At 73.5% G+C, this 23488-nt stretch carries 20 protein-coding genes; 4 read left to right on the top strand and 16 right to left on the bottom strand.

All coding sequences use genetic code 11. The annotated features are described in order from the left end of the window. The first annotated feature begins 110 nt into the window (after positions 1-110). Entirely contained in the window at positions 111-1070 is a 960-nt protein-coding gene (locus AB0M93_RS45825; RefSeq protein WP_364286802.1) for a winged helix-turn-helix domain-containing protein, read from the top strand. Positions 1071-1332: 262 nt separating this feature from the next. After that, positions 1333-1602: a hypothetical protein gene (locus AB0M93_RS45820; protein ID WP_364286799.1), complete on the top strand. Its 270-nt coding sequence runs from the start codon at positions 1333-1335 to the stop codon at positions 1600-1602. On the opposite strand, the gene AB0M93_RS45815 is transcribed toward AB0M93_RS45820, so the two are convergent. The 15 genes from AB0M93_RS45815 to AB0M93_RS45745 form a co-directional block, all read right to left on the bottom strand. Beyond that, positions 1599-2180 (bottom strand): aminodeoxychorismate/anthranilate synthase component II, encoded by a 582-nt coding sequence (locus AB0M93_RS45815; RefSeq protein ID WP_364286796.1) that lies wholly within the window; start codon positions 2178-2180, stop codon positions 1599-1601. The genes AB0M93_RS45820 and AB0M93_RS45815 overlap by 4 nt on opposite strands. Further along, positions 2177-3517 carry an anthranilate synthase component I family protein gene (locus tag AB0M93_RS45810; RefSeq protein WP_364286793.1) on the bottom strand — a complete coding sequence of 447 codons (1341 nt, stop codon included), beginning with the start codon at positions 3515-3517 and terminating at the stop codon, positions 2177-2179. Before AB0M93_RS45810 ends, AB0M93_RS45815 begins: the two co-directional genes overlap by 4 nt. Then, complete coding sequence (locus tag AB0M93_RS45805) at positions 3514-4680, bottom strand: DUF362 domain-containing protein (RefSeq protein WP_364286790.1); 1167 nt, start codon at positions 4678-4680, stop codon at positions 3514-3516. The genes AB0M93_RS45810 and AB0M93_RS45805 overlap by 4 nt, the downstream gene beginning before the upstream one ends. After that, positions 4673-5347 (bottom strand): cyclase family protein, encoded by a 675-nt coding sequence (locus tag AB0M93_RS45800; RefSeq protein ID WP_364286787.1) that lies wholly within the window; start codon positions 5345-5347, stop codon positions 4673-4675. Before AB0M93_RS45800 ends, AB0M93_RS45805 begins: the two co-directional genes overlap by 8 nt. A gap of 16 nt (positions 5348-5363) precedes the next feature. Then, positions 5364-6698, bottom strand: coding sequence for a hypothetical protein (locus tag AB0M93_RS45795; protein WP_364286784.1), 1335 nt, complete (start codon positions 6696-6698; stop codon positions 5364-5366). A 19-nt stretch (positions 6699-6717) separates the two neighbouring features. Continuing rightward, complete coding sequence (locus AB0M93_RS45790; RefSeq protein WP_364286781.1) at positions 6718-7965, bottom strand: MFS transporter; 1248 nt, start codon at positions 7963-7965, stop codon at positions 6718-6720. Further along, on the bottom strand, positions 7962-9173 hold the full coding sequence (locus AB0M93_RS45785) for an ATP-grasp domain-containing protein (RefSeq protein WP_364286778.1): 1212 nt from the start codon (positions 9171-9173) through the stop codon (positions 7962-7964). Before AB0M93_RS45785 ends, AB0M93_RS45790 begins: the two co-directional genes overlap by 4 nt. Positions 9174-9248: 75 nt before the next feature. Then, a complete protein-coding gene (locus AB0M93_RS45780) occupies positions 9249-10496 on the bottom strand; it encodes an ATP-grasp domain-containing protein (protein ID WP_364286775.1) in 1248 nt (415 codons plus the stop codon). A 10-nt stretch (positions 10497-10506) separates the two neighbouring features. After that, positions 10507-11103: a disulfide bond formation protein DsbA gene (locus AB0M93_RS45775; protein WP_364286772.1), complete on the bottom strand. Its 597-nt coding sequence runs from the start codon at positions 11101-11103 to the stop codon at positions 10507-10509. A gap of 13 nt (positions 11104-11116) precedes the next feature. Beyond that, entirely contained in the window at positions 11117-12181 is a 1065-nt protein-coding gene (locus tag AB0M93_RS45770) for a branched-chain amino acid aminotransferase (protein WP_364286769.1), read from the bottom strand. After that, positions 12178-13494 carry an adenylosuccinate lyase family protein gene (locus tag AB0M93_RS45765; protein ID WP_364286766.1) on the bottom strand — a complete coding sequence of 439 codons (1317 nt, stop codon included), beginning with the start codon at positions 13492-13494 and terminating at the stop codon, positions 12178-12180. Before AB0M93_RS45765 ends, AB0M93_RS45770 begins: the two co-directional genes overlap by 4 nt. Next, positions 13491-15413, bottom strand: coding sequence for an FAD/NAD(P)-binding protein (locus AB0M93_RS45760; protein ID WP_364286763.1), 1923 nt, complete (start codon positions 15411-15413; stop codon positions 13491-13493). Before AB0M93_RS45760 ends, AB0M93_RS45765 begins: the two co-directional genes overlap by 4 nt. A gap of 53 nt (positions 15414-15466) precedes the next feature. Next, complete coding sequence (locus AB0M93_RS45755; RefSeq protein WP_364286760.1) at positions 15467-17131, bottom strand: class I adenylate-forming enzyme family protein; 1665 nt, start codon at positions 17129-17131, stop codon at positions 15467-15469. Between the two features lie 188 nt (positions 17132-17319). After that, a complete protein-coding gene (locus AB0M93_RS45750) occupies positions 17320-19155 on the bottom strand; it encodes a BTAD domain-containing putative transcriptional regulator (RefSeq protein ID WP_364286757.1) in 1836 nt (611 codons plus the stop codon). Between the two features lie 237 nt (positions 19156-19392). Next, positions 19393-20211, bottom strand: coding sequence for an ExsB family transcriptional regulator (locus AB0M93_RS45745; RefSeq protein WP_364286754.1), 819 nt, complete (start codon positions 20209-20211; stop codon positions 19393-19395). A gap of 196 nt (positions 20212-20407) precedes the next feature. Between AB0M93_RS45745 and larB the strand changes: the two genes are divergently transcribed. Together larB and larC are read left to right on the top strand one after the other, a co-directional pair. Then, complete coding sequence (gene larB, locus AB0M93_RS45740; protein ID WP_364286751.1) at positions 20408-21106, top strand: nickel pincer cofactor biosynthesis protein LarB; 699 nt, start codon at positions 20408-20410, stop codon at positions 21104-21106. Further along, positions 21103-22284, top strand: a complete 1182-nt coding sequence (gene larC / locus AB0M93_RS45735) for a nickel pincer cofactor biosynthesis protein LarC (protein ID WP_364286748.1) — start codon at positions 21103-21105, stop codon at positions 22282-22284. Before larB ends, larC begins: the two co-directional genes overlap by 4 nt. Positions 22285-22293: 9 nt before the next feature. Here the strand turns inward: larC and AB0M93_RS45730 are convergent, their stop codons facing one another. After that, positions 22294-23316 (bottom strand): NAD-dependent epimerase/dehydratase family protein, encoded by a 1023-nt coding sequence (locus AB0M93_RS45730; protein ID WP_364286745.1) that lies wholly within the window; start codon positions 23314-23316, stop codon positions 22294-22296. Positions 23317-23488: the final 172 nt, after the last annotated feature.

The raw sequence follows: 23488 nt of genomic DNA, 5'->3' as shown, positions 1-23488 counted from the left end.
GGCGGAACCGGACGCCAATTCCCGGCCGGGTGCGTGAATTTCCGGCGGACCACCCGTGACCGCGTCCACCGCCCGGCGGTTACGCTCGGCCCCCGAAGGGGGTGTCCCGCGTGTTGAAAGTTCACTTCACGGACGCGGACCTGGCGAAGGTGACCATCGCCGGGGACGCCGACCCGATGTGGGAGCTGCTGATGAGCAGCTACCGGATCCGGCGCCCGGAGGGTGAGCCGTTCTTCGGCCGCTGGCGCCGGGGATCACGCTCCGCGGTCCCGGCCTCCGGCCGGCTGGTGATGTCCGCCGTCCCGCCGTACGGGTACTGCCCGGACTTCCTCACCCCGGCCGGCGCCCGCAGCATCGACGAGGGGATCTCGGCGGTGCTGGAGACCCCGGAACGCGCGCTGGCCACCGACGTCGCCGAGCTGGCGGCGCAGGGCACCCGCGTCCCGGTGTGGCTGCGCCGGGTGGGCGACGGCGAACCCCGCGAACTGCGGCGGCTCGGCACGGCGTTGCACGACTACTACCGCCAGTGCATCGCCCCGGACTGGGCGGCGGTGCGCCGCGCGGTGGCCCACGACCGCCACCGCCTGCAGTCCGCGCTGGACCGCGGCGGCCCGCAGCTGCTGCTGTCGACGTTGCACCCGGACGTCACGTGGACCCCGCCGGTGCTGCGGGTCCGCTTCCCGATCGAGCAGGAGCTCCACCTGGACGGCCGCGGGTTGCGCCTGGTCCCGGCGTTCTTCGCGCACGGCATGCCGACGACGTACAAGGACCCGGACCGCCCACCGGTCCTGGTGTATTCGATCAGCCACCCCCGCTTCGACAGCGACGCGGAGCCGGGCCCCTCGCTGGCGGCGCTGCTGGGCCACACGCGGGCCAGGGTGCTGGTGACGATCGCGAAGACCCGCTGCAACACGAGCGAGCTGGCGGACTTGACCGGCATTTCCCCGGCGACGGCGAGCCAGCACGCGTCGGTGCTGCGGGCGAGCGGGCTGATCAGCAGCGCACGGTCGGGGAAGTCGCAGATCCACGAGCTCACGCCGCTCGGACTGGGCCTGATCCGCGCAAGCTGACCGGTCTGCCGCGGCTCTCGTGAGTGTTTAGGCGAGTTAGAACTCGCCTAAACACTCACGACAAGCCGCGGCAGACCACCGAACCGTGCGCAGCCGTCCGGGGCCGTGTTAGCCTGTTGCCGTGCAGCGCCCTCTGTCGTTCTTGCGACTCGTAACCCGGCGCGCCGGCTGAACCCAGGTCGCCGGTGCGCTGCGTCGGCGATCGCTCTTTTCCGGGACCTGGCCCCGATCTCAGCCCTTCTCGAAACTCGGGAGATCCGCCATGTCCACTTCGTTCGCCGTTCCCGCGCCCCGCTCGGCCATGCTGCTTCGCCGCCGCATCGCCACCTACTTCGTCGGCGGCGCCGACGAGGTCCCCGCCCTGGTCGGCGCCCTCGAAGGGCGGCTCGTGCACGAACTGTCCGTCGACATCAAGGACGGCGTCCGCGAGAGCAGCATGGTCTGCGCCGTCCTGCTGGCCACCGACGAGACGGAGTCCCTGCTCGACCGGCTCCGCGCGCTGAAGCCGGTCGTCTCGGCCGAGCTCGTCTAGCTCCGCACGAGACTCCGGGAGCGCATCGCGTTCGCGACCATCGCCACGCCGTCCTCGGTGAACAGGGACTCGGGGTGGAACTGGACCCCTTCGATCGGGTACGCGCGGTGGCGGAGGCCCATCACCTCGCCCGTGCCCGACCACGCCGTCACCACCAGGTCGGCCGGCAGGGATGCCGGGTCGACCACCAGGGAGTGGTAGCGGGCCACCGTCACCGGGTTGCGGATGCCGTCGAACACGCCGTGGGCGTCGTGGGCCACCGCCGAACACTTGCCGTGCATCGGCTCGGCCGCGTGCACCACCCGGGCGCCGAAAGCCGTCGCGATCGCCTGGTGGCCCAGGCACACCCCGAGCATCGGGACGTGCCCCGCGAGCCGGCGGACCAGGTCCACCGAGATGCCCGCGTCCACCGGGGCGCCCGGGCCCGGGGAGATCACCACCAGCTCCGGGTTCAGCGCCGCCACCTCCGCCACGGACACCTCGTCGTTGCGGTACACCCGGCAGGAAGCGCCCAGGTCGCCCAGGTACTGCACCAGGTTGTAGACGAACGAGTCGTAGTTGTCGATCACGCAGATCACGCGGCCGCCCCTTCCACCGTCACCCCGAGCGCCCGCGCGCCCGAGCCGAGCTTCGCCAGGCATTCCGCGTACTCCTCCGCCGGGTCGGAGTCGTGCACGATGCCGCCGCCCGCCTGCAGGCGGATCTCGCCGTCGCACCACACCATGCTGCGGATCGTCAGGAACAGGTCCACATGGGACACCCCGAACGAGCCCACCGCGCCGGAGTACAGCCAGCGCCGCGCCGGCTCGAGCGCGTCGATGATCTCCATCGCCCGCACCTTCGGCGTGCCGGTCATCGTGCCGGCCGGGAACGTCGCCCGGATCAGCTCGTCGGTGCCCCGCTCCCCCGCCGGCTCGCCCCACACGTCGGACGTCAGGTGCATGACGTGCGAGTACCGCTCGACGGCCAGCAGCCGCCCGACCGAGACGCTGCCCGGACGGCACACCCGCCCGAGGTCGTTGCGGGCCAGGTCGACGAGCATCCGGTGCTCGGCCAGCTCCTTCACCGACGAGCGCAGGTCCTCCTCTGCCAGCCGGTCGGCGCGCTCGTCGCGGCCCCGCGGCCGGGTGCCGGCGAGCGGCCGGATCAGCGCCTTCCCGGCCGACAAGGTCAGGCACGGCTCCGGCGACGCACCGACGGCCTCGAAGTGCGGCCCGCCGAACCAGAAGTGGTACGGCGACGGGTTGATCGTCGTCAGTCGCCTGTAGACACACAGTCCGTCCACAATGGCCGGAGCGGTCCAGGCGTTCGACAGCACGAGCTGGAAGACGTCGCCGTCGAGGATGTGCTGCTGGGCGCGGCGGAGGGCGTCGACGTACTCCTCGTAGGCGAACCCGAACCGGCCGGCGCCCACGGCCACCGTGCCGAGCCGCGCCATCGTCAGGCCGTTCAGCGTCCGGGCGACCTGCTCGGCCGCGGTGCGGGCGGCCGCGGCGGTCGTGCCGCGGCCGATCACCTGCCCCTCGGCGAACCGGACCAGCACCTCGGGCAGGAAGAACTCGTACACCGGACGGCCGGTCACCGGGTGGCGGCTCGGCAGCCGCTCGAAGTCGCGGGCGGCGTCGTAGCCGAGGAACCCGAACCAGGCCGCTTCGGCCTCGGTGGTTTCCGGCGGCAGGTCGAGCCCACGCAGGAGGTCCACGGCGGCAGTCAGCGGCGAACCGCCGCCCGGGTGCGAAAGGACGGCGAGCTCACCGGCGGCCAGGACCGGGTCGGCGCCCCCGGCCCCGGCGGTGAGCATGACCCGCCCGGCGGCGCGCAGGGCCGCGGCGGCCGCCACCGGGTCGACCGCCGTGCCCAGCGGGACGACGTGCCGGTGCAGCCGGTCCCCCGCGGCCAGCGCGGACGTGATCATCGAGCCACGGCCCGGCTCGGCGGCACCCGGAACTGCGTCCGCTCGTGGTCGCCGACCGGCTTGCCCATGGCGTACCGGAACGCGGCGAGCTGGATCGCCCGCGGCGGGCAGCCCTCGACGAAGATGCCGAGATCCCGGCTCTCGTACAGGCAGTTCCCGACGAGCACGACTTCGCCGCGCAACGGCGGCAGCGCCACCTGCGGCCCGGAGATGACCGTCATTTCCCCGTCCCACGCCCGCAGTTCCCCGGCCAGCGCCTGCATGGCGCCGGCCACGAACCGGCTGCACGCCGGGCACGCGTGTTCGGCGTGCACATGGATCCCCTCGCGCGGCACGACGATCTCGACCGGCGCTTTCACCATGTCGAACGCCAGCTCGGAAAGCGGCGTCCCGAGCAGCTCGATGTCCTCCAGCGCCAGCGGTCCCATGCCCCGCGCGTGCGCGTCACGCAGGTAGGCGACGCTGTCCGGGTCGAAGCCGGCCAGCGTGCCGACGGCGACGTCGAGGGCGACGGCGTTGCGGCTCGCGGCGAGGAAGCCGACCTCGCGAGCCTGGCCGTCCATCGGGTAGTTGCCCTCGATCACCGTGGTCCCGTCGCAGACCACCAGGTCCTGCGGCCGCATCAGGTTGAGGTCCACAGTGGACTCATCGACGCCCGCCATGTGCACGATCCGGGTCGTGTACCCGGGCAGCAGGCCGACCAGGTTCTTCATCGCGTTGGAGTAGACGACGCTCGCGTGCGTGCGCAGCTGCGGGACGCCGATGAAGAAGTCGCAGTCGAGAACGAGCTCGGGCACGGCGATCGGCACCCGCAGCGACGTCGCGCCCGGGATGCCGGTGATCCGCAGCGGCAGGTCGTCGAAGCTGACGACCTTGGCGTACTTCGCGGCTTCGTGGTCGTTGAGGAGTTCGTAGATGGCGTGCGTGCGCTCGGCGATCACCGGCCGGGCCCCGTGGGCGGCGACGACCCGGGCGATCGCCGCCAGCAGCGCCGGGCTGACGTGGAACCCCGGAGCCGTCTGGAACAGGTTCGGCTTGATCAGCACCTCGTCCCCGGCCCGCAGCCCGGCCAGGGGCGCGCCGAGCAGGGCGAGCAGCCGGTCCAGGCCGTCCGGCACTTCGGCATCGGTGCCGACCGCCGTCAGGGCGACCTGCTCAGTCATCCGTTTCCTCCAGGGCGATGACGCGGGCGGGGGCCGCCTCGGCCCCGGCGACCTTGGTCGGCAGCGCGAACAGCTGCACGACGGGCTTGGTCAGCTCGTGCATGTTCGTGACGTACTCCAGCAGCGGGATCCCGGCCGCCAGGAGCGCGTGGTGCACCGGCGACTCGGCGTCGCCGGGCCGTTCGGTGAGGCAGTCGAGGCCGAACAGGCTCGCGCCGTTCTCGATGGCCCACTCCGCGGCCGACGGCGTCAGGTACGGCGGCCGGTCCCAGTAGTCCGGGCGGCCCCAGTTGTGCCGCAGGTAGTCGGTGCGCACCAGCAGCCGGTCGCCCGGCTGCCACACCGGCCGCAGCGTCCGCTCCAGGTCCTCGCCGGTGACCGGCTCCAGCTCGCCCTTGTCCGACAGGTCCGCGACGCAGGCGCGGCCGATCAGGGTCTCCAGCGGGACCTCGTCGATGCCCTCGGCACCGGGGTAGAAGTGCAGCCGGTACTCCATGTGGGTCCCGTTGTGCGGGAAGACGTGCAGGTAGGAGAACGTGCGCTTGGTGCCGTACGGGTCGGTCTCGGGCGTCATCGAGCGTTCGCTGACGAACTTCGGGAACCAGTCGGCGGGGTAGGACGGCATTCCGTCGTAGAAGCCGTGGGTCAGGTCGACGAGTCGGGCCACCGGAGGATCTCCTTGCTCAACAGGTGAAGAGGCAGGTGTTGCGGACGCTCGCGTTGTTGCTCATGGTGATCACCGACGTGCCACCGGGCGGGATCGCGCGGATCCCGCCACCGGAGAGCCCGGACGGCGTCATGAACGCGGCCCAGAGCGCGTACCACTCGCTGCGGGCGCCGGTGTCCGGGTCGATCACCGTTTCCAGGTTCGGGCGCACGATCTCCTGCACCAGCGAGCCGGTTTGCGACCCCGCGTCGAGGGTCTCGCGCCAGGTCGCGGCGTCGACCTCCCGGCCGATGACGACGCCTTGACCGCCGTACAGCCCGGTCGGCTTGAACACCAGCTGGTCCTGCCGCCGCATGCACTCCTCGATGCGGCCGGCGTCCGGGCCGGCGCCGGGACGGCCGAGCATCCGGCACCACGGCAGCACGCGTTCGATCGCCGCCCGTTCGTCCACTGTGAACACTTCGGCGTACTCCGAGAGCATCGCCAGCGTGCCCTTGTTGCCGTAAACGTTGCTCGGCGTCCAGACCACGACCTTGCCGTCCTCGTGGGCGCGGAAGACCGGCTCCAGGAGCGCGTCGCAGTCCGGGTGGCCGAGCATCTCCTCGAGCCCGTAGTAGCGCAGGATCACGTCGACGCCGGTGCCGTCCAGGTACGGCTTGCCGTCGCGGAACTCCAGGTCGCTGATCTCGCCGGCACGGCACTCGAGCCCGTTGTCCCGCAGCAGTTCCGCGGCCGAGCGCCGCTGACGGCCGTAGGTGGCCAGCCCGCCCGGGCTCTCCAGGATCGCCACCACCGGTTCGCCCGCGCCGATCGTCTTGCCCGCGTTGCGCAGCGCCGCGGCGAGGTCGGAACCCATGTCGAGGTAGCCGAGACCGTGCTCGGCCGCGAACTCGGCGACCTCCGGCACCCGCAGGTACGCCTGGGGCAGCGCGCCGACCATGTCCAGGCCGCCGAGCGCGCTGCCGATGTTGTACTCCAGCAGCTTGAACGCCGAGCCGTCGTAGTAGACGTCGGCCCGGCCGTACAGCGGCGGCGGCCCCTCGCCGAGCAGGCGGCCCATGGGGCCGGCGTGCCGGTCGCCGATGCCCAGCGCGGCCCGGAACCGGGCGAAGTCGCCGTCGAAGACCCGCCGCGGCAGGCTGGTGACCAGGTCGAAGACGGTGACGAGGTCCCGGCCGAACGCCCGGTACTCCGCCTCGTCGACCATGATCGGCCGAGGCAGCAGCCGCGGCCACGACTGGCGTTGGGCGTCCGAGAGCGCCAGCCGCTCCCGCGCGTGGCGCAGCGGGCCGTCCGGTGCCGCGCAGCCGGCGAGGTAGGCCTCGGTGACCCGATCGGCACGTGCCGACATGGTTCCCTCCCAGGGGGTTTCAGACGGAGACGGACGCCTCGGCGGGCGCCGGACGGCGGGCCAGGATCACCCGGTACTGCAGGACGACCACGACGCCGAAGAGCAGGTAGATCGCGGCCATGCCCTGCGCGGCCAGCACCGCGCTGAGGCTGATCAGCACCGAGTTGACGACCTGGCCGAACCGGATGTGCAGGTAGTACGCGGCCAGGTACCGCGGCCGGCCCTCCTCGGGGGCCAGCTCGGCCAGCAGCGCCTGCTGGACCGGCAGGTTCATCAGCTCGCCGACGGTCAGCACGACGACCGCGGCCAACAGCAGCCACGCGTCGTTCGTGACGGCGAGGACCGCGAACCCGCTCGCGTACAGCGCGATGCCCGAGTAGAGCCGGGTCCGGTCGGGCATCCGGCGCAGCAGCGTGTTGACGACCAGCGCGAACACCACGACCAGGGCGGTGTTGACCGCCTTCAGGATGCCCAGCATCTGCACGCCGTCGACGGCCCCGAAGCCGAACACCGGCTGCACGGGGAAGTGCGTCGACAGCCGGATCCCGATCGCCGTGCTCAGCTGCCCTTCCAGGGTGAGGATGAGGGTGGCCGCGATGATCAGCCGCCGGAACGTCGAGTCGGCCAGCACCACCTTGTAGCCCTCGGCGAACTGGGCGAGCCCGGTCAGCTTGACCGGCGGCCGGGGCGTCTCCGGTTTCGTCTCCGCCACGAGCGTGACCGTGACGGTGAGAGCGAAGGCCATGGCGACGGCACCGCCGATGATCACCGCGCCGAAGTGCGCGCTGTAGAGGAACGCGCCGAAAAGGGCGCCCGTGCCGAGGGCCAGGTTGATCATCCAGTAGTTGACCGTGTAGACGAACTTGCGGTCCGCCGGCGGCGTCACGTCGATGATCGTCGCGTCGTTCGCGGGGAGCGCGAGGTTCGTGCCGAACTTGACGACGGCGTAGCTGAAGTAGACCGCGAGCGCGCCCCAGCCGGCGTGGTAGGCGAGCGCCATCAGCACCAGGAACGTCGTGCCGACGACGTCGCCGGTGATGAGCACCGGCCGGCGGCCGAACCGTTCGGACAGGTGGCCGCCGGTCAGCATGCCGAACACCGCGAACACGGCGAACACCAGGATCAGCGCGCCGGCGAGGGCGACACCGACGTGCGCGGCGAGGTAGATCGCGATGAAGGTGAGGATCATCGCGTCGATCAGCTTGTGGACGAACGCCAGGCCGATCCGCAGCCGGACGTTGCGGTGCAGTGCGAAGAAGTGCCTCATCGGACCTCCACCTCGATCAGGGCGCGCACGCGGTCCGCGCGGGCCTGGGCCTCGGCGGCGTCCGCGGAACCCGCGAGGATCACGTGACCGTGCCGGGTCTTGGAGCTCACCGTCTCCGGGAGCACGTCCCCGGGGGCGAACGGGAAGTGCAGGGTGTGCACGAAATCCAGGGCGCGGGCTTCGTCCACACCGGACACCCGGCGCAGCGTGCCCGCGGGGAAGGAGAAGTACGCGATGTGCGCCACTTCGCGGCCGGGCTCCGGCAGGGACGTCCGCCCGGCGAGGGCGGCGAACATCGCGCGCTTGACGTCGAAGCCGCGCGCGATCGCGATGAGGTCGGGGATCTTGTCCCCGCCGAGGCGGGCCTGCGACTCCACGATCCGCGGCCCGGCCGCGGTCAGGACGACCTCGGTGTGCGCCGGGCCGCACTGGTACCCGGCGGCGTCGAGCAGCTCCACCGCGAGCGCGGCGACCTGCCGCGTCCCGGGCGTCTCCGGCTCGCCGAAGAGGTGACCGCGTTCCACGAAGTGCGGCAGCGGGCCGAGCAGCTTGCGGGTGACGCCGACGACGTGGTGCTCGCCGCGCACAGTCATCGTCTCGACGCTGAACTCCGGGCCCCGCAGATACTCCTCGACCAGCACGGGCCCGGCGTAGCCGCCGAGTTCGCGGCCCCAGGCGGGCAGCTGGGCCGGGTCGGTGAGCAGGAGCACCCCGCGGCTGGCGGACAGCGCGGCCGGCTTGACCACGACCGGCAGCTCGAAGCCCGGGAGCAGGTCCGCGACTCCGGTCCAGTGGTCCGCGGTGGCGAACCGGACCGTCGAAATCCCCTTGTCACGCAGAAGGGTGCGCATCGCGAGCTTGTCGTTGAGCAGGGCGACCGAACGCGGCGGGTTGACGGCCTTCCCGAGTTCGTCGGCGACGTCGTAGGCGAGCAGCATGCTTTCCTCGCTGCCGACGTGCCAGACGTGCTCGGCCCCGGTTTTCCGCACGGCCGCGCGGATCGCGTCGGCGTAGGCGGCGCGGTCGGCGAAGTCGACGAGCCCGAAGCCGTCGGCGAGCGCCTCGACCTGCCGGAGGTACTCCGGTGCCCCCGCGCCGAACAGCCGGCGGGCTTCGGCGGCGTCCCAGAGTGCGGTGACCCGGAAGCCTTCCGCCCGGGCTTTCGCCAGGTACGCCTGGTACGGCATGACCATGACCAGGTTCGCCATCTCGATCCTCCTGTCCGCACTCCGGTGTCCAGCCTCGCCGACGCGGCCATCGGCGGGACATCGGCCGCGCATCGGTCAGTCCCGGCGGGTGGTCACCACGATCTGCTGCGCCGCCGCCTCGGCGATCCGGCCGGCCAGGTAGGGGCCGGCCGCCGTCGCCAGGACGTGCCCGAACCGGTCTTCGTTGACCCGCAACGGTTCGACGCGGCCGCCGGGCTCGACCGACACCACCGCCTCGCACACCCCCGGCACCGCGGCGGCGATCTCCAGCCCGCGCACGCTCGTCACGACCCCGGGGGCGGCCGTCAGGTACCGGATCGCCGCGCCGCCGAGGGGCGTGGGCAGGTCCGGGACCGGCTCGCCGAGGTACTGGCGGATCAGCAGTTCCATCGTGGACCGCCCGAAGCTGCGGTCCATCAGCTCCGTGATCCGGGCGCCGCCCGGACGCGGGTTGAGCTCGACCAGCTTCGGTCCGGCCGCGGTGTACTTGACCTCGACGTGCGCGAGACCGAGGTCGAAGCCGACCGCCGTGGTCGCGGCCACCGCGGCCGCCTCCAGTTCGCGGCGGACGTCGTCCGGCAGGGCCGTCGGGAAGCTGTGGCCGAGCTCGACGAACCGGTCGTGGCCGCCGACGATCTTGTCGGTCACGCCGAGCACGCGGACGCGGCCCGCGCCGGCCAGCACCTCGACGCTGACTTCGAACCCGACCAGGCACTCCTCGACGAGCACCTCGGCCGCCCGGGCCTGCCCGCGCCGGTTGACCGGCTCCGCACGGATGGCCTCGAACGCGGCCACCACCTCTTCCGGTGTGCTGCACCGGACGACGTGGGTGCCGCTGGTCTCGTCGACCGCCTTCACCACGCACGGCCACCCGACTTCGGGCGCGGCCCGCACGGCGTCCGCCACCGACGTCACCACCCGGAACTCCGGGACCGGCACCCCGCGCTCGGCCCACCGCCGCCGCTGGGCGGCCTTGTTGCGGGCGATCCGGACCGCGGCCGGGTCCGGGCCGGGCAGGCCGAGCTGCCGGGCCGCCTCCGCGGTCTGGACCACCTCGTACTCGGCCACCGACAGCAGGGCGTCGAGCGGCTGCCGCGCGTCCGCTGCTTTGACCGCGGCCAGCAGGGGTTCCAGTTCGTGGGTCGGGCAGGACACGAACTCGTCGACGCAGCCGTCCAGGACCTCGGTGCCACCCGGCGTCGCGTGGTAGCGCTCCAGCCCGGAACTGAAGAAGGTGACGTGCAGGCCCAGCGCGCGGGCCGCGCGCAGGGCGTCGAAGCCGGAGCCGGCCCGGTTCGACTCGACGAACCCGATGCGTTTCATCGCCGTTCCCTCACTCGTAGTTCAGACCGGGCGTGCGCGAGCGCTTCAGCTCGAAGAAGTGCGGGTTGCGCGCGAGGGCCGCCAACCCGTCGAAGAGCTGCGCCGCCTCCTCGCCTCGCGGGATCGCGTTGAGCACCGGGCCGAAGAAGCCGGCCCCGTCGAGGTGGATCGCCGGGGTGCCGAGGTCCGCGCCGACCGGCGCCAGCGCCTCGGCGTGGCTCTTGCGCAGGGCTTCGTCGTAGTCCGTGCTCCCGGCCGCGTCCGCGAGCGACGCGGGCAGCCCGACCTCGGCCAGCGCCTGCGTGACGACCTCGGGGAAGTTCTTGTTCCGTCCGTTGTGGATCCGGGTGCCGAGGGCGGTGTAGAGGTCGCGCAGCACCTCCTCGCCGCAGGTCTGTGCCGCGGCGACGCAGACCCGGACCGGGCCCCAGGCGCGGTCGCAGAACTCGCGGTACCACGGTTCGAGCTCGCGGTCCTCGTTGAGCACCCCGAGGCTCATCACGCGGAACCGCAGGGTGATGTCCCGCCGCTGCTCGACTTCGAGGATCCACCGCGAGGTGATCCAGGCGAACGGGCAGGCGGGATCGAAGTAGAAGTCGACCTTCACGAAGGATCCTTCCTCAGACGGTGTGCAGCCAGCCGAAGCCGTCGGGAGCGTGGCCGTACTGGATGTCCAGCAGCGCGTTCAGCAGGCGGCGGGTGACCGGGCCGGTGCCGCCGTCGCCGATGGCCCACTCCCCCTCGGGAGTGACGGCGTGCCCGACCGGAGCCAGGGCGCGGGCGGTGCCGCAGGCGAACGTTTCGGTGATGCGGCCGTCCCGGCACCCGCGTTCCCAGTCCGCCAGGGTGACGGGTTCCTCGGCGACGGCCAGCCCGAGCGGCCCGGCGAGCCGCAGGATCGAGTCGCGGGTGACGCCGGCCAGCAGGGTGCCGCTCAGCGGCGGGGTGACGAGCCGGTCGCCCTCGACGAAGAACAGGTTGGACCCGCCGACCTCCTCGACGTACCGGCGTTCCCGCGCGTCCAGCCAGACGACCTGGTGACAGCCGTGTTCGGCGGCCTCCCGCTGCGCGAGGTAGGACCCGCCGTAGTTGCCGCCGCACTTGACGGTGCCGGTGCCGCCGTCGGCGGCGCGGACGTACTCGGGTGACGCCCACAGCCGGATCGGGGCCGGTTCGGCGGTGGCGGGCCGGGCGGGGCTGCCGATGACGGCGAACAAGTACTCCTCGGCTGGCCGGTTGGACAGGTGCGTCTCGGCGGCGATCATGAACGGCCGCAGGTAGAAGCTGTGGCCGCGAGGCTGCGGCACCCAGTCGCGGTCGACGCGCGTCAGCGTCGAGACGGCGGCGAGGAAGTCGGCTTCCGGCAGCTCGGGCATGGCCATCCGGCGGGCCGACCGGGCGAACCGGCGGGCGTGGTCGCCGGGGCGGAACAGCGCGTGTCGGCCCTCCGGCCGCCAGAACGCCTTCAGCCCTTCGAAGATCGTCTGTCCGTAGTGGAACGCCATGGTCGCCGGGTGGAGCTCGAAGGCGGTCAGCGGCCCGGTGCGGGCGGGCTGCCAGCCGTCCCCGGCGGTCCACCGCGCGGTGACCATGTGATCGGACCACAGCGAGCCGAAGCCGGGCATGCGCAGCAGCGCTTCCCGCTCTTCGGCGGGCCGGGGCCCGGCGTGCTCGGGCGCGGTCATCGGCTCTCCTTCACGACGTCGTAGCGGGCCAGGACGCGGTCGGCCAGCGGGCCGGCCAGCCCGGTGTAGGCAGCCGGATCGAACACACCGGGAGGTACGTCCATGTCGAGCACCTCGGCCAGTTCGCGTCCTCCGGCCTCGGCGGTGGCTTCGGCCAGCAGCCGTTTGGCCGCCGCCTTGCCCAGCTTCGGCGCGAGCACGGCGTTGACCCGCTCCGACACGATCGCGCCCCGGGTGAGCTGCAGGTTCGCCGCCATCGCTGCCGGTGAGACCTGCAGCGACTCCGCCAGGCAGGCCGCGTTGGCCGCCGCGCCGGTCGCGATGCGCAACGCGTCCCGCAGCGGCTGCCACTCCGCGTGCCAGGCGCCGGCGGACCGCTCGTCCTCGGCGGCCATCGACCCGAAGAGCACGACGGCGAGCGGCGGCAGCTGCCGGGCCGCCGTCGCCACCAGCGTCGAAAACACCGGGTTGTGCTTCTGCGGCATGGCTGAGGAGGCGCCGCGGCCCGGCGCCGGGGCCTCGATGACCTCGCCGATTTCGGTGCGGGACAGCACCAGCACGTCGGCGGCGATCTTGCCGAGTGCGCCGGTGGTGACCAGCAGCGCGGCGGCGACGTCGGCGATCGGCGTGCGGATCCCGTGCCAGGGCAGCACCTGCGGGACCAAGCCCAGCCGTTGCGCGACCAGGTCGGGCAGCCTCAGCGCCGCCTCGGCGGAGCTGTACTCCTGATACGCCGACAGGGTTCCGGCCGCGCCGCCGAGCGACACCGGCAGCGCGACCCGGCGCAGGCGCTCGACCGCGTCGAGCACCCCGTGCAGCCAGGTCGCGGCCTTGAGCCCGAAGGTGACCGGCACGGCGTGCTGGGTCAGGGTCCGCCCGGCCATCGGCGTGTCCCGGTGGGCGCGGACGTGCCCGGCCAGGCTCTCGGCGGTCCTCAGCAGGTCCCGCGTGACGCTGTCCACAGTGGACGCGCACAGCAGCATCAGTGCGGTGTCGAGGATGTCCTGGCTGGTGCTGCCCCGGTGCACGTACTCGGCCGCGGCCGGGTCGACGGCCGCGGTGAGCCCGGCGACGAACGCCACCACCGGGTTCGCCGTCTCGCGCACGCCCGCGGCGAGCGCGACGGGGTCCAGGTTCTCCGGCACCGCGGCGGCGCGGATGGCCTTCGCCGCCGCCTCGGGGATCACGCCCAGCTCGGCCTGGGCCTCGGCGAGGGCGACCTCGGTGGCGAGCATCGCGGTCAGCAGCGCGCGGTCGTCGACGAGCGCATCGGCGCCCGTCGCGGCCCACGCCGGAGCCAGCAACCCGGTCATGCCGCCCTCCGCACGTCGACGTCCGCCGCCACCTGCAAGCACGAACGCGCGATGGCGTCCGCGTCGCCGAGGATCACCGAGTCGACACCCGGCCGGATGCCGGCCGCGGTCACCCAGTGCACCGCCTCGGTCGGCACGCCGAACGCGAACCGCCGCGGGTGGGGCCGGTTCCGCGCGTCCAGCACGTGGTACGGCCGCCGGGTGACCGCCAGGCCGCCGGTGACGTAGTCCCCGATGCGGTAGGGGCGGCCTTCCCCGCGGGCGAGCAGGGCCCGCAGCAGCGGGTCGGTCGTCCGCCGCAGGTCGGTCTCCGGCAGCCGGGCCTCGATCAGCGTGGTCGCGGGCACGGTGACGTCCGGGCACGCCGCCGACCACGCCACGAACCGGCCACCCTCGCCGGTGACCCGCAGGTCCGGGCCGAGCACCTCGAGCACGCCCGCGTCCAAGAGCGCGCCGAACTGCTCGACGCGCTCGGCGGGCGGCCCGATCGACAGGAACGCGTTGAGCGGCATGTACCACCGTTGCAGGTCGTCCCGGTAGGAGCGGCCGGAAATGCCGCCGTGGTCGACGACCAGCCGGATCTCGTTGCGAAGGTCGCGCAGCACGTCCGCCGCGGCCTTGTGCGGCCCGGTCACGTTGCCTTTCGCCGCTTCGGCCAGCTCACTGTCCACAAGGGAGCGCAGGCGTCGGCGGAACGCAGCCGTCGACGCGAGGTCGGCGGGCCGGTACGGGTTCGCGATGCTGCGCCAGTCCCACCCCGCGTCGAGGCCGAACTCGGCCAGGACGATCCGCTGGGCCCCGGTCTCCCGCACGTGCAGCGGATCGGCGCCGATCCAGGCGGGTCCGGCGGCCGCGAACGCCTCGGTGAACTCGCCGGCCTCGCAGGCGCACGCCCGCTGCCGCACCTGGGCCGCGTAGAAGACCGTGCGGACCTCTTGGTCGATCAGCGGCCAGACGTCCCGGCGGAAATCCGCGCCCTCCCGCAGCCGCTCGATCACCGCGGGTGTGAGGTACCGCGGCTCGTGGCGGCCGAAGGCGCCCTTCTCGTTGCGGGCCCGCGCCTGGTACGGGACGCCGCGCCGGGATCCGGCGACCAGCCGGGGTTCCCGGCCGGACGGCACGTAGGTCAGCTTGCCCGCCGTCGTCCGGGTGAACGCGCCGCCGCGGCCGAGCGTCAGCAGGGCCAGGTGGTCGAAGAAGTTCAGGCCCATCCCCCGCAGCAGCACCGGCTCGCCGGCGGCGGCATCGCACGGCGGCACGTCGGCGGGGTTTCCCGGGGCCAGGTAACGCAGGCCGTGCTGACGCGCGTACCGGCTCAACTCGGCTTCAGCCGGGCCGAGCTCGTGCGGCAGGTGGCCGAGGGCGAGCACGACGGCGTCCAGACCGCCGACCACCGTGCCGTCGGCCAGCACGACCTCCTGCCGCCCGGCCGCGGCGTCCCGGACGTCGACGGCCCGTGCCTCGTGCGCGGTGAACCGCAGCGACGGCGGCGCGAGCCGGGTGAGCCGCCGTCGCGTCCAGCGCAGGTAGCTGCCGAAGAAGGCCCGGGACGGGTAGTCGTCCGGCCCGAGCGCCGCGGCTTCGGCGCGGACGGCGTCCGGCACGGCCGGGCTGCCGAGCAGGGCGATCGACCGCGCCCACTCGTACAGGCTCGGACCGGGCACGACCGGGCCCGCGCAGCCGACGCTGTCGTCGACGAACATCGTCACCTGGCAGGCGACGGTGTTCATCAGCAGCAGGCGGTCCTGCGTGCTCCGCCACACCCGGCCGCCCTCGGCCAGGTGCGGGTCGACGAGGTGGACGACGAGCCGCCGGCCCGGCGGCACGAGCTCGGCGGCGTTGGCGCACAGGCGTTCCGCCACCGACAGCCCGCGCGGGCCGAGCCCGACCACCGCGATCTCCGACGTCTCACCGGACACTGATCTCCCACTCCCTGGCCGCGCGGGCCGTCAGCGCGCTTGGTTCGCGCAAGTCACGCGAGCGCGTCGGTCGTCGCGAGGTTCGGGCCCCGGCAGTCGCGGACGTGGCCGGCGAGGTCGCGGTACTTGTCCCGCAGGAAGCGCTTGAGGGACTTGCCGGTGACGCCGAGCGGGAAGTCCCCGTCGGCGGTGGCGACCTCCACCACGGACAGCTCGGGCTTGCCGTGGGCGCGCAGGGCTTCGTTGGCCGCGAACAGCACCTTCTCCGCGTCCACGCCGTCGCCGGTCACGACGGCGACGGCGACCTCTTCGCCGTCGTGGTGCCCCGCCACCACCGTGCAGTCCTCGACCCCGGCGACCTCGTTGAGGATCAGCTCCTCCAGTTGCACCGAATAGCCGGGGCCGGCCGCGGTGTGCACTACGTCCACCACGCGGTCGACCTGGTAGAAGTTGCCCTCCTCGTCCCGGTAGGCGACGTCGCCGGTCAGCCAGTAGCCGGCCAGCTTGCTGCGGTAGTAGGTGTCCTGGTTGCCCCAGTAGCCCACGGTCATGGACGGCGGCTTGGCGCCGAGCAGGCCGAATTCGTACGGCTCGGCGAGCGTGCCGTTCTCCCGCACGACGGCGACTTCGGCGAAGCCCACCGACTTGCCGACGCAGCGGTCGTTGCGCTCGGTCGCCAGGGTGCGGGGCTGCATGAGCACGCCCCAGCCCAGCTCGGTGGTGCCGAGCCGGTCCAGGAACGCCGCGGGCGGCAGGTCCGGCGACCGGCGGCCCAGGATCTCCTTCAGGTGCCGCTCGTGGATCGCGTCCGCCATGGACACCCAGATGTTCACCGAGTCCAGCGCGCCTTCGGGCGTCTCGATGGCGGCGAGCTCCGGGTAGGCGTGCCCGAAGGCCATCACCATGGTCGGCCGGTGCGTCTCGACGGCGTCGGCGAGCTCCGCCCCGGAGACGTCCCGCCACACGACCATCGGCTGGCCGCCGAGCACGGTGTAGGCGTTGAACGACACACAACCCTGGTGCGACTGCGGAAGCGCGTTGAGGATGACGGCGTGCGGCTCCTCCTGGTAGTTGACCGCACGCCACTTCGGACCGTCCAAAATGGTCTTGTGGGTGTGGATGACCGGCTTCGGCAGCCCGGTCGTGCCCGAGGAGTGCATCAGGCCGACGGGGTCGTCGGGGTGGTGCCGGAACCGGTCCCCGTCGGGCAGCACGGCCGCCGGCGGGCCGTCCTGGCGGGTCTCGACCCACTTCAGGTTCAGCCGGTCGAGGTCCCCGGCGAGCCGGCCGAGCCGTTCGGCGTCGGTGTAGAGGCCGATGGCCCCGCTGCGCTCGATCAGGGCCACCGCGCTGTCCCGCTTGGCGTTGCTGTTGATCAGCATCGAGATGGCGCCGATCTGCGCCAGCGCCGAGAGGTGGATGAAGTACTGGATGGAGTCGGGCGGGAACACCGCGACCCGGTCGCGCGGCCGCACCCCGCGCTCCAGGTACCAGACCGACCAGCTCTGCACGAGGTGGTCGAGGTCGCGGAGGCTGAACGAGGTCCGTGTTTCCCCGCCGGTGTACGGGATCGGCGTCAGCGAGTGGATGAACGGCTCGTCCGGGCACGGGTTGAGCTCGAGCATGGCGGGCAGCAGGTTCCCGCCCCCGATGGCCGGGTCGGCGAGGACCTGCGCCCGCAGCGCGGGGCTCAGGACGGTGCGGTGCGTGAACTCCATGTCATCACTTTCTGGTGCGGGCCCGCGACGGCGCCGGGACTGGGGGTTCGGATCCACCACCGAGCCTGCCCGCCGCGGCCATCGGCGCGGCCTCCCCGGCGCATCGGCGGTGCATCGACGGGGCCCGGCCGGCGTTCCCGGGCACGAAAAAACCGGCCTCCGCCCCGGAAGCCGGTCCGCCCGCCCGCTCAGCCCAGCCGGCAGTCCACTTTGGGCACCGCGGGCAGGGTGGTGCGGCCGATCTTCGCCAGCAGGCCGTCGTCGCGGTCGGGCTCGCCGGCCTTCGTGCGCGCGTGTTCCTGCACCAGGTCGTGGAAGTGGTAGCGCCCGGCGGCCCGCTGGCGGAGCAGGTGGGCGTCGAAGAGCTCCTCCAGCAGCCGCTCCGCCTCCGGCACCGGCTGGTCCAGCAGCAGCGCCGCGGTGCCCGCGTCGAACTCCTCGCCGGGGTGCGCGGTGCAGCCCAGGACGCGCAGCAGCCGTTGCTGCCCGGCCGAGAGGTGCCGGTACGACACCTCGAACTGCGAAGCCACGCTCCGGTCGCCCAGGCGCAGCTCGGCGAGCCGCCCCGCCGGGTCGCGCAGCCGGAACACCAGGTCGTCGAGCGACCACGCGGGCCGGTTGTGGAACCGCCACGCCGCGATCCCCACGGCCAGCGGCAGGTACCCGCACAGCGCCACCACCTCGGCGACCGCGTCCGGCCGGCAGGCGGTGCGCTCGGCGCCCGCGACGCGGGTGAACAGCGCCGCCGCGTCCCGCGCCGGGAACACGTCGAGCGAGCGGGACGTCACCCCGTCGAGGCCGGCCAGGCGGCGACGGCTGGTGATGATCACCTGGGCCTTGCCCGTGCCCGGCAGCAGCGGGCGGACCTGACGGGCGTCGAGCGCGTTGTCCAGCACCACGAGCACCCGCCGCTCGGCGACCTCCGCCCGCCAGCGCGCGGCGCGCTGCCCGGTGTCACGCGGGATCTGCGCCGGCGCGAGCCCGAAGTCCAGCAGCAGCCGCTCCAGCGCGGCCCCCGGCTCCAGGGGCTCCTGACCGGCGGTGTGCCCGTGCAGGTCGACGAACAGGTGCGCCTCCGGGAACCCGTGCGCCAGCTGGTGGGCGAGCCGGACGGCCAGGGTCGTCTTGCCGACGCCGGCCATGCCGTCGATGGCCAGGATGCTCAGCGCGGTCCCGGCCGGCCGGCAGCCGGCCAGGAACCGCAGTTCGTCGGCCCGGCCGGTGAAGTGGGCGGTGTCGTAGGGCAGGAAGGACCGGCCGGCGGGGGCGGGCCCCGACGGCGCGCGGCGGGGCAGGTCGTCGCGCAGGATCCGCTCGTACAGCTCGCGCAGGCTCGCGCCGGGGTCGACGCCGAGTTCGTCGCGGAGCAGCCGTCGCCCCTGCTCGTAGGCGTTGAGCGCGTCGGCCGTGCGGCCGCACCGGTGCAGGGCGAGCATCAGCAGCTTGCGGGTCTCCTCGCGCAGCGGGTGCCGCGACACGAGCTCGCCCAGCTGCGGCACCACCGCCGCCGCCTCACCGCCGTCCAGCCGCAGCCCGATGAGCCGCTCGGCCGCGGACAACCGGTTCTCCTCGAACCGCGCGGCGACGATCTCGAACACCGGGCTGTTCAGCCCCGACAGCGCGGGCCCGTCCCACAGGGCGAGCGCCGCCTCCAGCAGCTCCACGGCCGCCGCGGTGCGCCCGGTCGCGGCCGCCGCCGAAGCCGCCGCGACCATCGTGGTGAACCGGTGGGCGTCGACGTCCTGCGCGGCCACGGTGATCCGGTAGCCGGGACCGTCCTTGACGACGATGTGCTTGGCCGCCCCGAAACTGCGCCGGAGCGCGGCGACGGCGTTGTGCAGCTGACGGCGCGCCGTCACCGGCGGCTCGTCGTCCCACATGGCCTCGAGCAGCCGGTCGGCACTGACCACCCGGTCGGCGTCCAGCAGCAGCATCACCAGGAGCCGCTGCTGGCGCAGCCCGCCGAGGTCCACCCGCCTGCCGTCGTGCTGGACCCGCAAGGTGCCGAGCAACTTGAAGTACACTTCCGCTCCTCCCCACCGTACGCGCACGGCCACCGTTCGCAGTGCCTTCGCGCGGACTGTAGGAACATAGCCGAAAAATAACCCCCGCCAAGCAAAGAAAGCACGATGGCGATTTGACGGCAGCCATTCGGCGGCGAATAGCGGTCGCCCGATACCGCACGCAGATCCGACATTTCTCCCGATCCGCGAGATGACGGCAGAAATCACCACACGGCGTCACGGAAAACAATCGGCCGGTTACCGCGGCGGCGCGAGCGCGGGCGCGCGGTAGACCGAAACCGCACCCGGGCCGGCCAGGCCGAGCGCGCCCAGTTCGGCGACCAGCGCCGCGGCGAGCTCCGCGGCGACGGCCGCGTGCGCCGCCGCGTCCAGCTCCACCCGGAATCCCGCGCCCAGCAGGCGGACACGCAGGTCCCGCGGGCGGATCCCGGCCGCGGCCAGCCGCGCCCCCACCGCCACCTCGGCGCGTTCCACCAGGCCCAGCCGCCCGATCGAGACCGGCACGCCGACGGAGATGCGGGAGGCCAGGCAGGGTGCCGACGGCTTGTCCGCCACGGGCAGCGCCCAGGCGGCGGCCAGCGCCCGGACGTCGTCCTTGCCCAGCCCGGCCGCGGCCAGCGGCTCGACGACCCGCAGCTCACGGGCGGCGCGCAGGCCGGGCCGGTGCAGCGCACGGTGGTCGTCGGCGTGCGTCCCGGTGGCCACGTGCGCGAAGCCGCGCCGGTGCGCGAGCGCGCCGATCGCGGTCAGCACCGTCTGCTTGCAGAAGTAGCAGCGGTCGCCCGCGTTGTCCCGGTAGCCGGGCACCGCCAGCTCGGCGACCGGCACCTCGGCCAGCTCGACGCCGAGCCCGGCCGCGAGCTTCCGCGCGGCGGCGAGTTCCGCGCGCGCGAGGCTCGGCGAGTCGGCGATCGCCGCCAGCACGCGGCCGGACGGCAGCGCCCGCACGGCCGCGGCCAGCACGAGCGCCGAGTCGACGCCGCCGGAGAACGCGACGGCCACACTGTCCAGCGCGAAGACCTCGGCCAGCAGCCGGTCTTCGATTCCGGCGCGCATTACGGCCGTTCGGCCGGTCGCCTGGGCACACTGAGCCGGTTCGAGCGGTAAAAATGCACGTTCACTCCGATCAGAGGCAGTCGGCGTGCGGTAAGTCGATCGCGGCGGTGGCCCGGAGTCAACCCATTGCCGCCATTGTGCGGCATCCCCCGCACAATGTTTACAGCGCGCGCGGCGGCTCACTACCGTGTCGGCCGTGCTATCGACAGAGGCAACGACGACCGCCGCCACGGCGGATCTCGGATTCGCCCGGCTGGACCTCGACCGGGCGGCCCGCACCGGCGATCCGGAGGTGGTGTTCGGCGCGGGGAAGACGCCGGCGCAGATCGGCGCGGCGCTCGCGCGGCTGCACCAGGCCCATCCCGGCCGGGCCGTCCTCGCCACCCGCGTCGGCGACGAGGGACGGGCGCTGTGCCGGGAAACCCTGCCCGGCGCGGACATCGACGACGCGGGCCGCACGGTGACGCTCGGGCCGCTGCCCGCGCCGCGCGGCCGGGTGGCCGTGGTGTGCGCGGGCACCTCGGACCTGCCCGTCGCCCGCGAATGCGCCACGACGGTCGCGGTCTTCGGCGCGGAACCGGACCTCGTCGTCGACGTCGGCGTAGCCGGGCTGCACCGGCTGCTGGCCGAACGCGACCGGATCGCCGCCGCCGACGCCGTCGTGGCGATCGCCGGGATGGAGGCGGCCCTGCCGACCGTCCTCGGCGGACTGTGCGGCACGCCGCTGGTCGCGGTGCCGACGAGCGTCGGCTACGGCTGGCACCTCGACGGGCTGACCGCGTTCCTGACCATGCTCAACAGCTGCGCGCCCGGCGTGGTGGCGGTCAACATCGACAACGGCTTCGGCGCGGGCGTCGCCGCGGCGCGCGTCGCCCGGCAGTCGGTGGCGTCGTGACGGTCGGGTGGATCGACGCCGGCAACGGGTGCGCCGGAGACATGCTGCTGGCCGCGCTGGTCGACGCGGGCGCGGACTTCGACGGCGTCCTCGCGGGACTGTCGCGGCTGCGCATCGACGACGTCCGGCTCACCGAACAGGTGGTGCGGCGGCACGGGCTGCGGGCCAGGCAAGTCGTGGTCGAGGCGCCCGAGACGCGGCACGCCCGTCACCTGCCGGAGATCCTCGAGCTGATCGGGTCGGCTGCGCTGCCCGGCGCGGCGGAGCGGTTCGCCACCGCCGTGTTCGGCAGGCTGGCCGAGGCGGAGGCCGCCGTGCACGGCATCGAGCCCGAGCGGGTGCACTTCCACGAGGTGGGCGCGCTCGACGCCATCGTCGACATCGTGGGCTGCGCGCTGGGCCTGGACGCCTTGGGCCTGCTGGACGCGCTCGTCACGGTGTCGCCGATCGCCGTCGGCGGCGGCACGGTGACCGCGGCGCACGGCCGGCTCACCGTGCCGCCGCCCGCGGTGCTGGCGTTGCTCACCGGCGCGGCCGCCCCGGTGGCCGCGCATCCCGCTGCGCGCGAGCTGTGCACGCCGACCGGCGCGGCCCTGCTCGTGACGCTGGCCGGCGCCTACGGCCCGATGCCGGCGTGCGTGCCGCTGCGGGTCGGCGTCGGCGCGGGCACCGCGGACCCGCCCGGGCACGCGAACGTCGTCCGCGTGGTCGTCGGCACGGCCGTGGCCGCGGCTCCGGCGTGGGTGTCGACGGCGATGACGGTCGTCGAGACCACGGTGGACGACCTCGATCCCCGGCTGTGGCCCGAAATCCTCGCCACCCTGCGCAGCGCGGGCGCGGCCGACGCCTGGTGCGCGCCGGTGACAGCCCCGAAGGGCCGGCCGGGCGTGGTCCTCACGGCCTTGGCGGCCGGAGACCGCGTCGACGGCGTCTGCGCGGCGGTCTTCGCCCACACGTCGACGTTGGGGGTCCGCCTCTCCCCGGTCGAGCGGCGGGCGCTGCCGCGGGACAGCGTCACGGTCGACTACCGGGGGACGCCGGTCAGCGTGAAGCGGGGGTTCCTGCACGGCGAGGTGGTGACGACGCAGCCGGAGTACGAGGAAGTGAAGGCGGCCGCGGAAGCGAGCGGACAGCCCTTGCGCCGGGTGCTGGACGAGGTGCGCGCGGCAGCGCTTTGACGGCGGCCGTCAGGGCTTCCGGCCGACCCCGGTGGCGATCTCGTGCAGCCGGTGCCGGTCCGGAGCCAGCGGCGCGGTGTCCGCCCCGGCGCCTTCCCGCAGCCCCGCAAGGAATTCCTTCAGCGTGAACGCGGCGTCGTGGCGGGGCTGCCAGTCCAGTTCGGACTCCGCGCGGCCGGTGTCCATCACCGGCAGCCGCATGACGGCGTCGAACAGGCCCGCGGTCGCCGGGACCGCGTGCAGGCGCCAAGCCGCGTCCACCGCCGCGCGGACCACGCCCGCCGGGACCGGGATCGTGCGCGCGCCCAGCAGGTCCGCGGCGAACCGCGGGTCGACGACCGGGCCCGTGGCGATGTTGAACGCCCCGCGCACCGGCCGCGTCAGCGCGCGGCGGACGGCGTCGGCGAGGTCGTCGGTGTGCACGATCTGCACGCGCAGGCCGCGGACGTCCGGCACCACCGGGATCAGGCCGGGACGCACGAGCGAACCCGGCACGAACGGGCCGCCGAACAGGCGGCGCTGTTCGGTCGCGGCACTGCGCTGGAACACGAAACCCGGCCGCATCCGGACCACGTCGAGCTTCGGGTGCCGCGCCTCGAACGCGTCGAGATACCGCTCCAGGTAAGCCTTTTCGCGCGTGTAGGCCGCTCCCGGCCAGCCGTGCGTCGGCCAGTCCTCGGTGACCGGCCGGTCGTCCTCGCGCGGCGAGTACGCCCCGATCGACGACGTGTAGACGAGCTTCGGCACGCCGGCCGTGGCGGCGGCTTCGAACACCCGCATCGAGCCGAGGACGTTCGCGCGCCAGGTGCGTTCGGGACGGCGGGTGGGCTGGAACAGCCACGCCAGGTGCACGACGGCGTCGGCGCCGCGCAGGTGCGGCACGAGGTCGTCGCGTTCGACGTCGGCCGTGACGACGCCCTCCGCCGGCCGCCTGGCGAGCCCGACGACCGTCTCGACCTGCGGGTCGGCGCGCAACGCGCGCACGACGCCGGTCCCGATGTTGCCCGTTGCTCCGGTCACCACGATGCGCATCGGGGGCGGTTACCCGGGTCGGGAGCGGACAACCCTGCTATCTTCGGGAAGAAGATCAATGTGGAGGAGCGCAGTCGTGGCAGGTGACGTCGACATCTCCGGGTAGCTCCGGAGTCCGCAGGCCCCCGGCCGTGCCGGTGCGGGCCGCCGTCGACGTCCCCTTTTCCGATTT

The sequence above is a fragment of the Amycolatopsis sp. NPDC051102 genome (assembly GCF_040682815.1).
Taxonomy (GTDB): Bacteria; Actinomycetota; Actinomycetes; order Mycobacteriales; family Pseudonocardiaceae; genus Amycolatopsis.
This window is presented reverse-complemented; position numbering and strand designations above follow the sequence as displayed.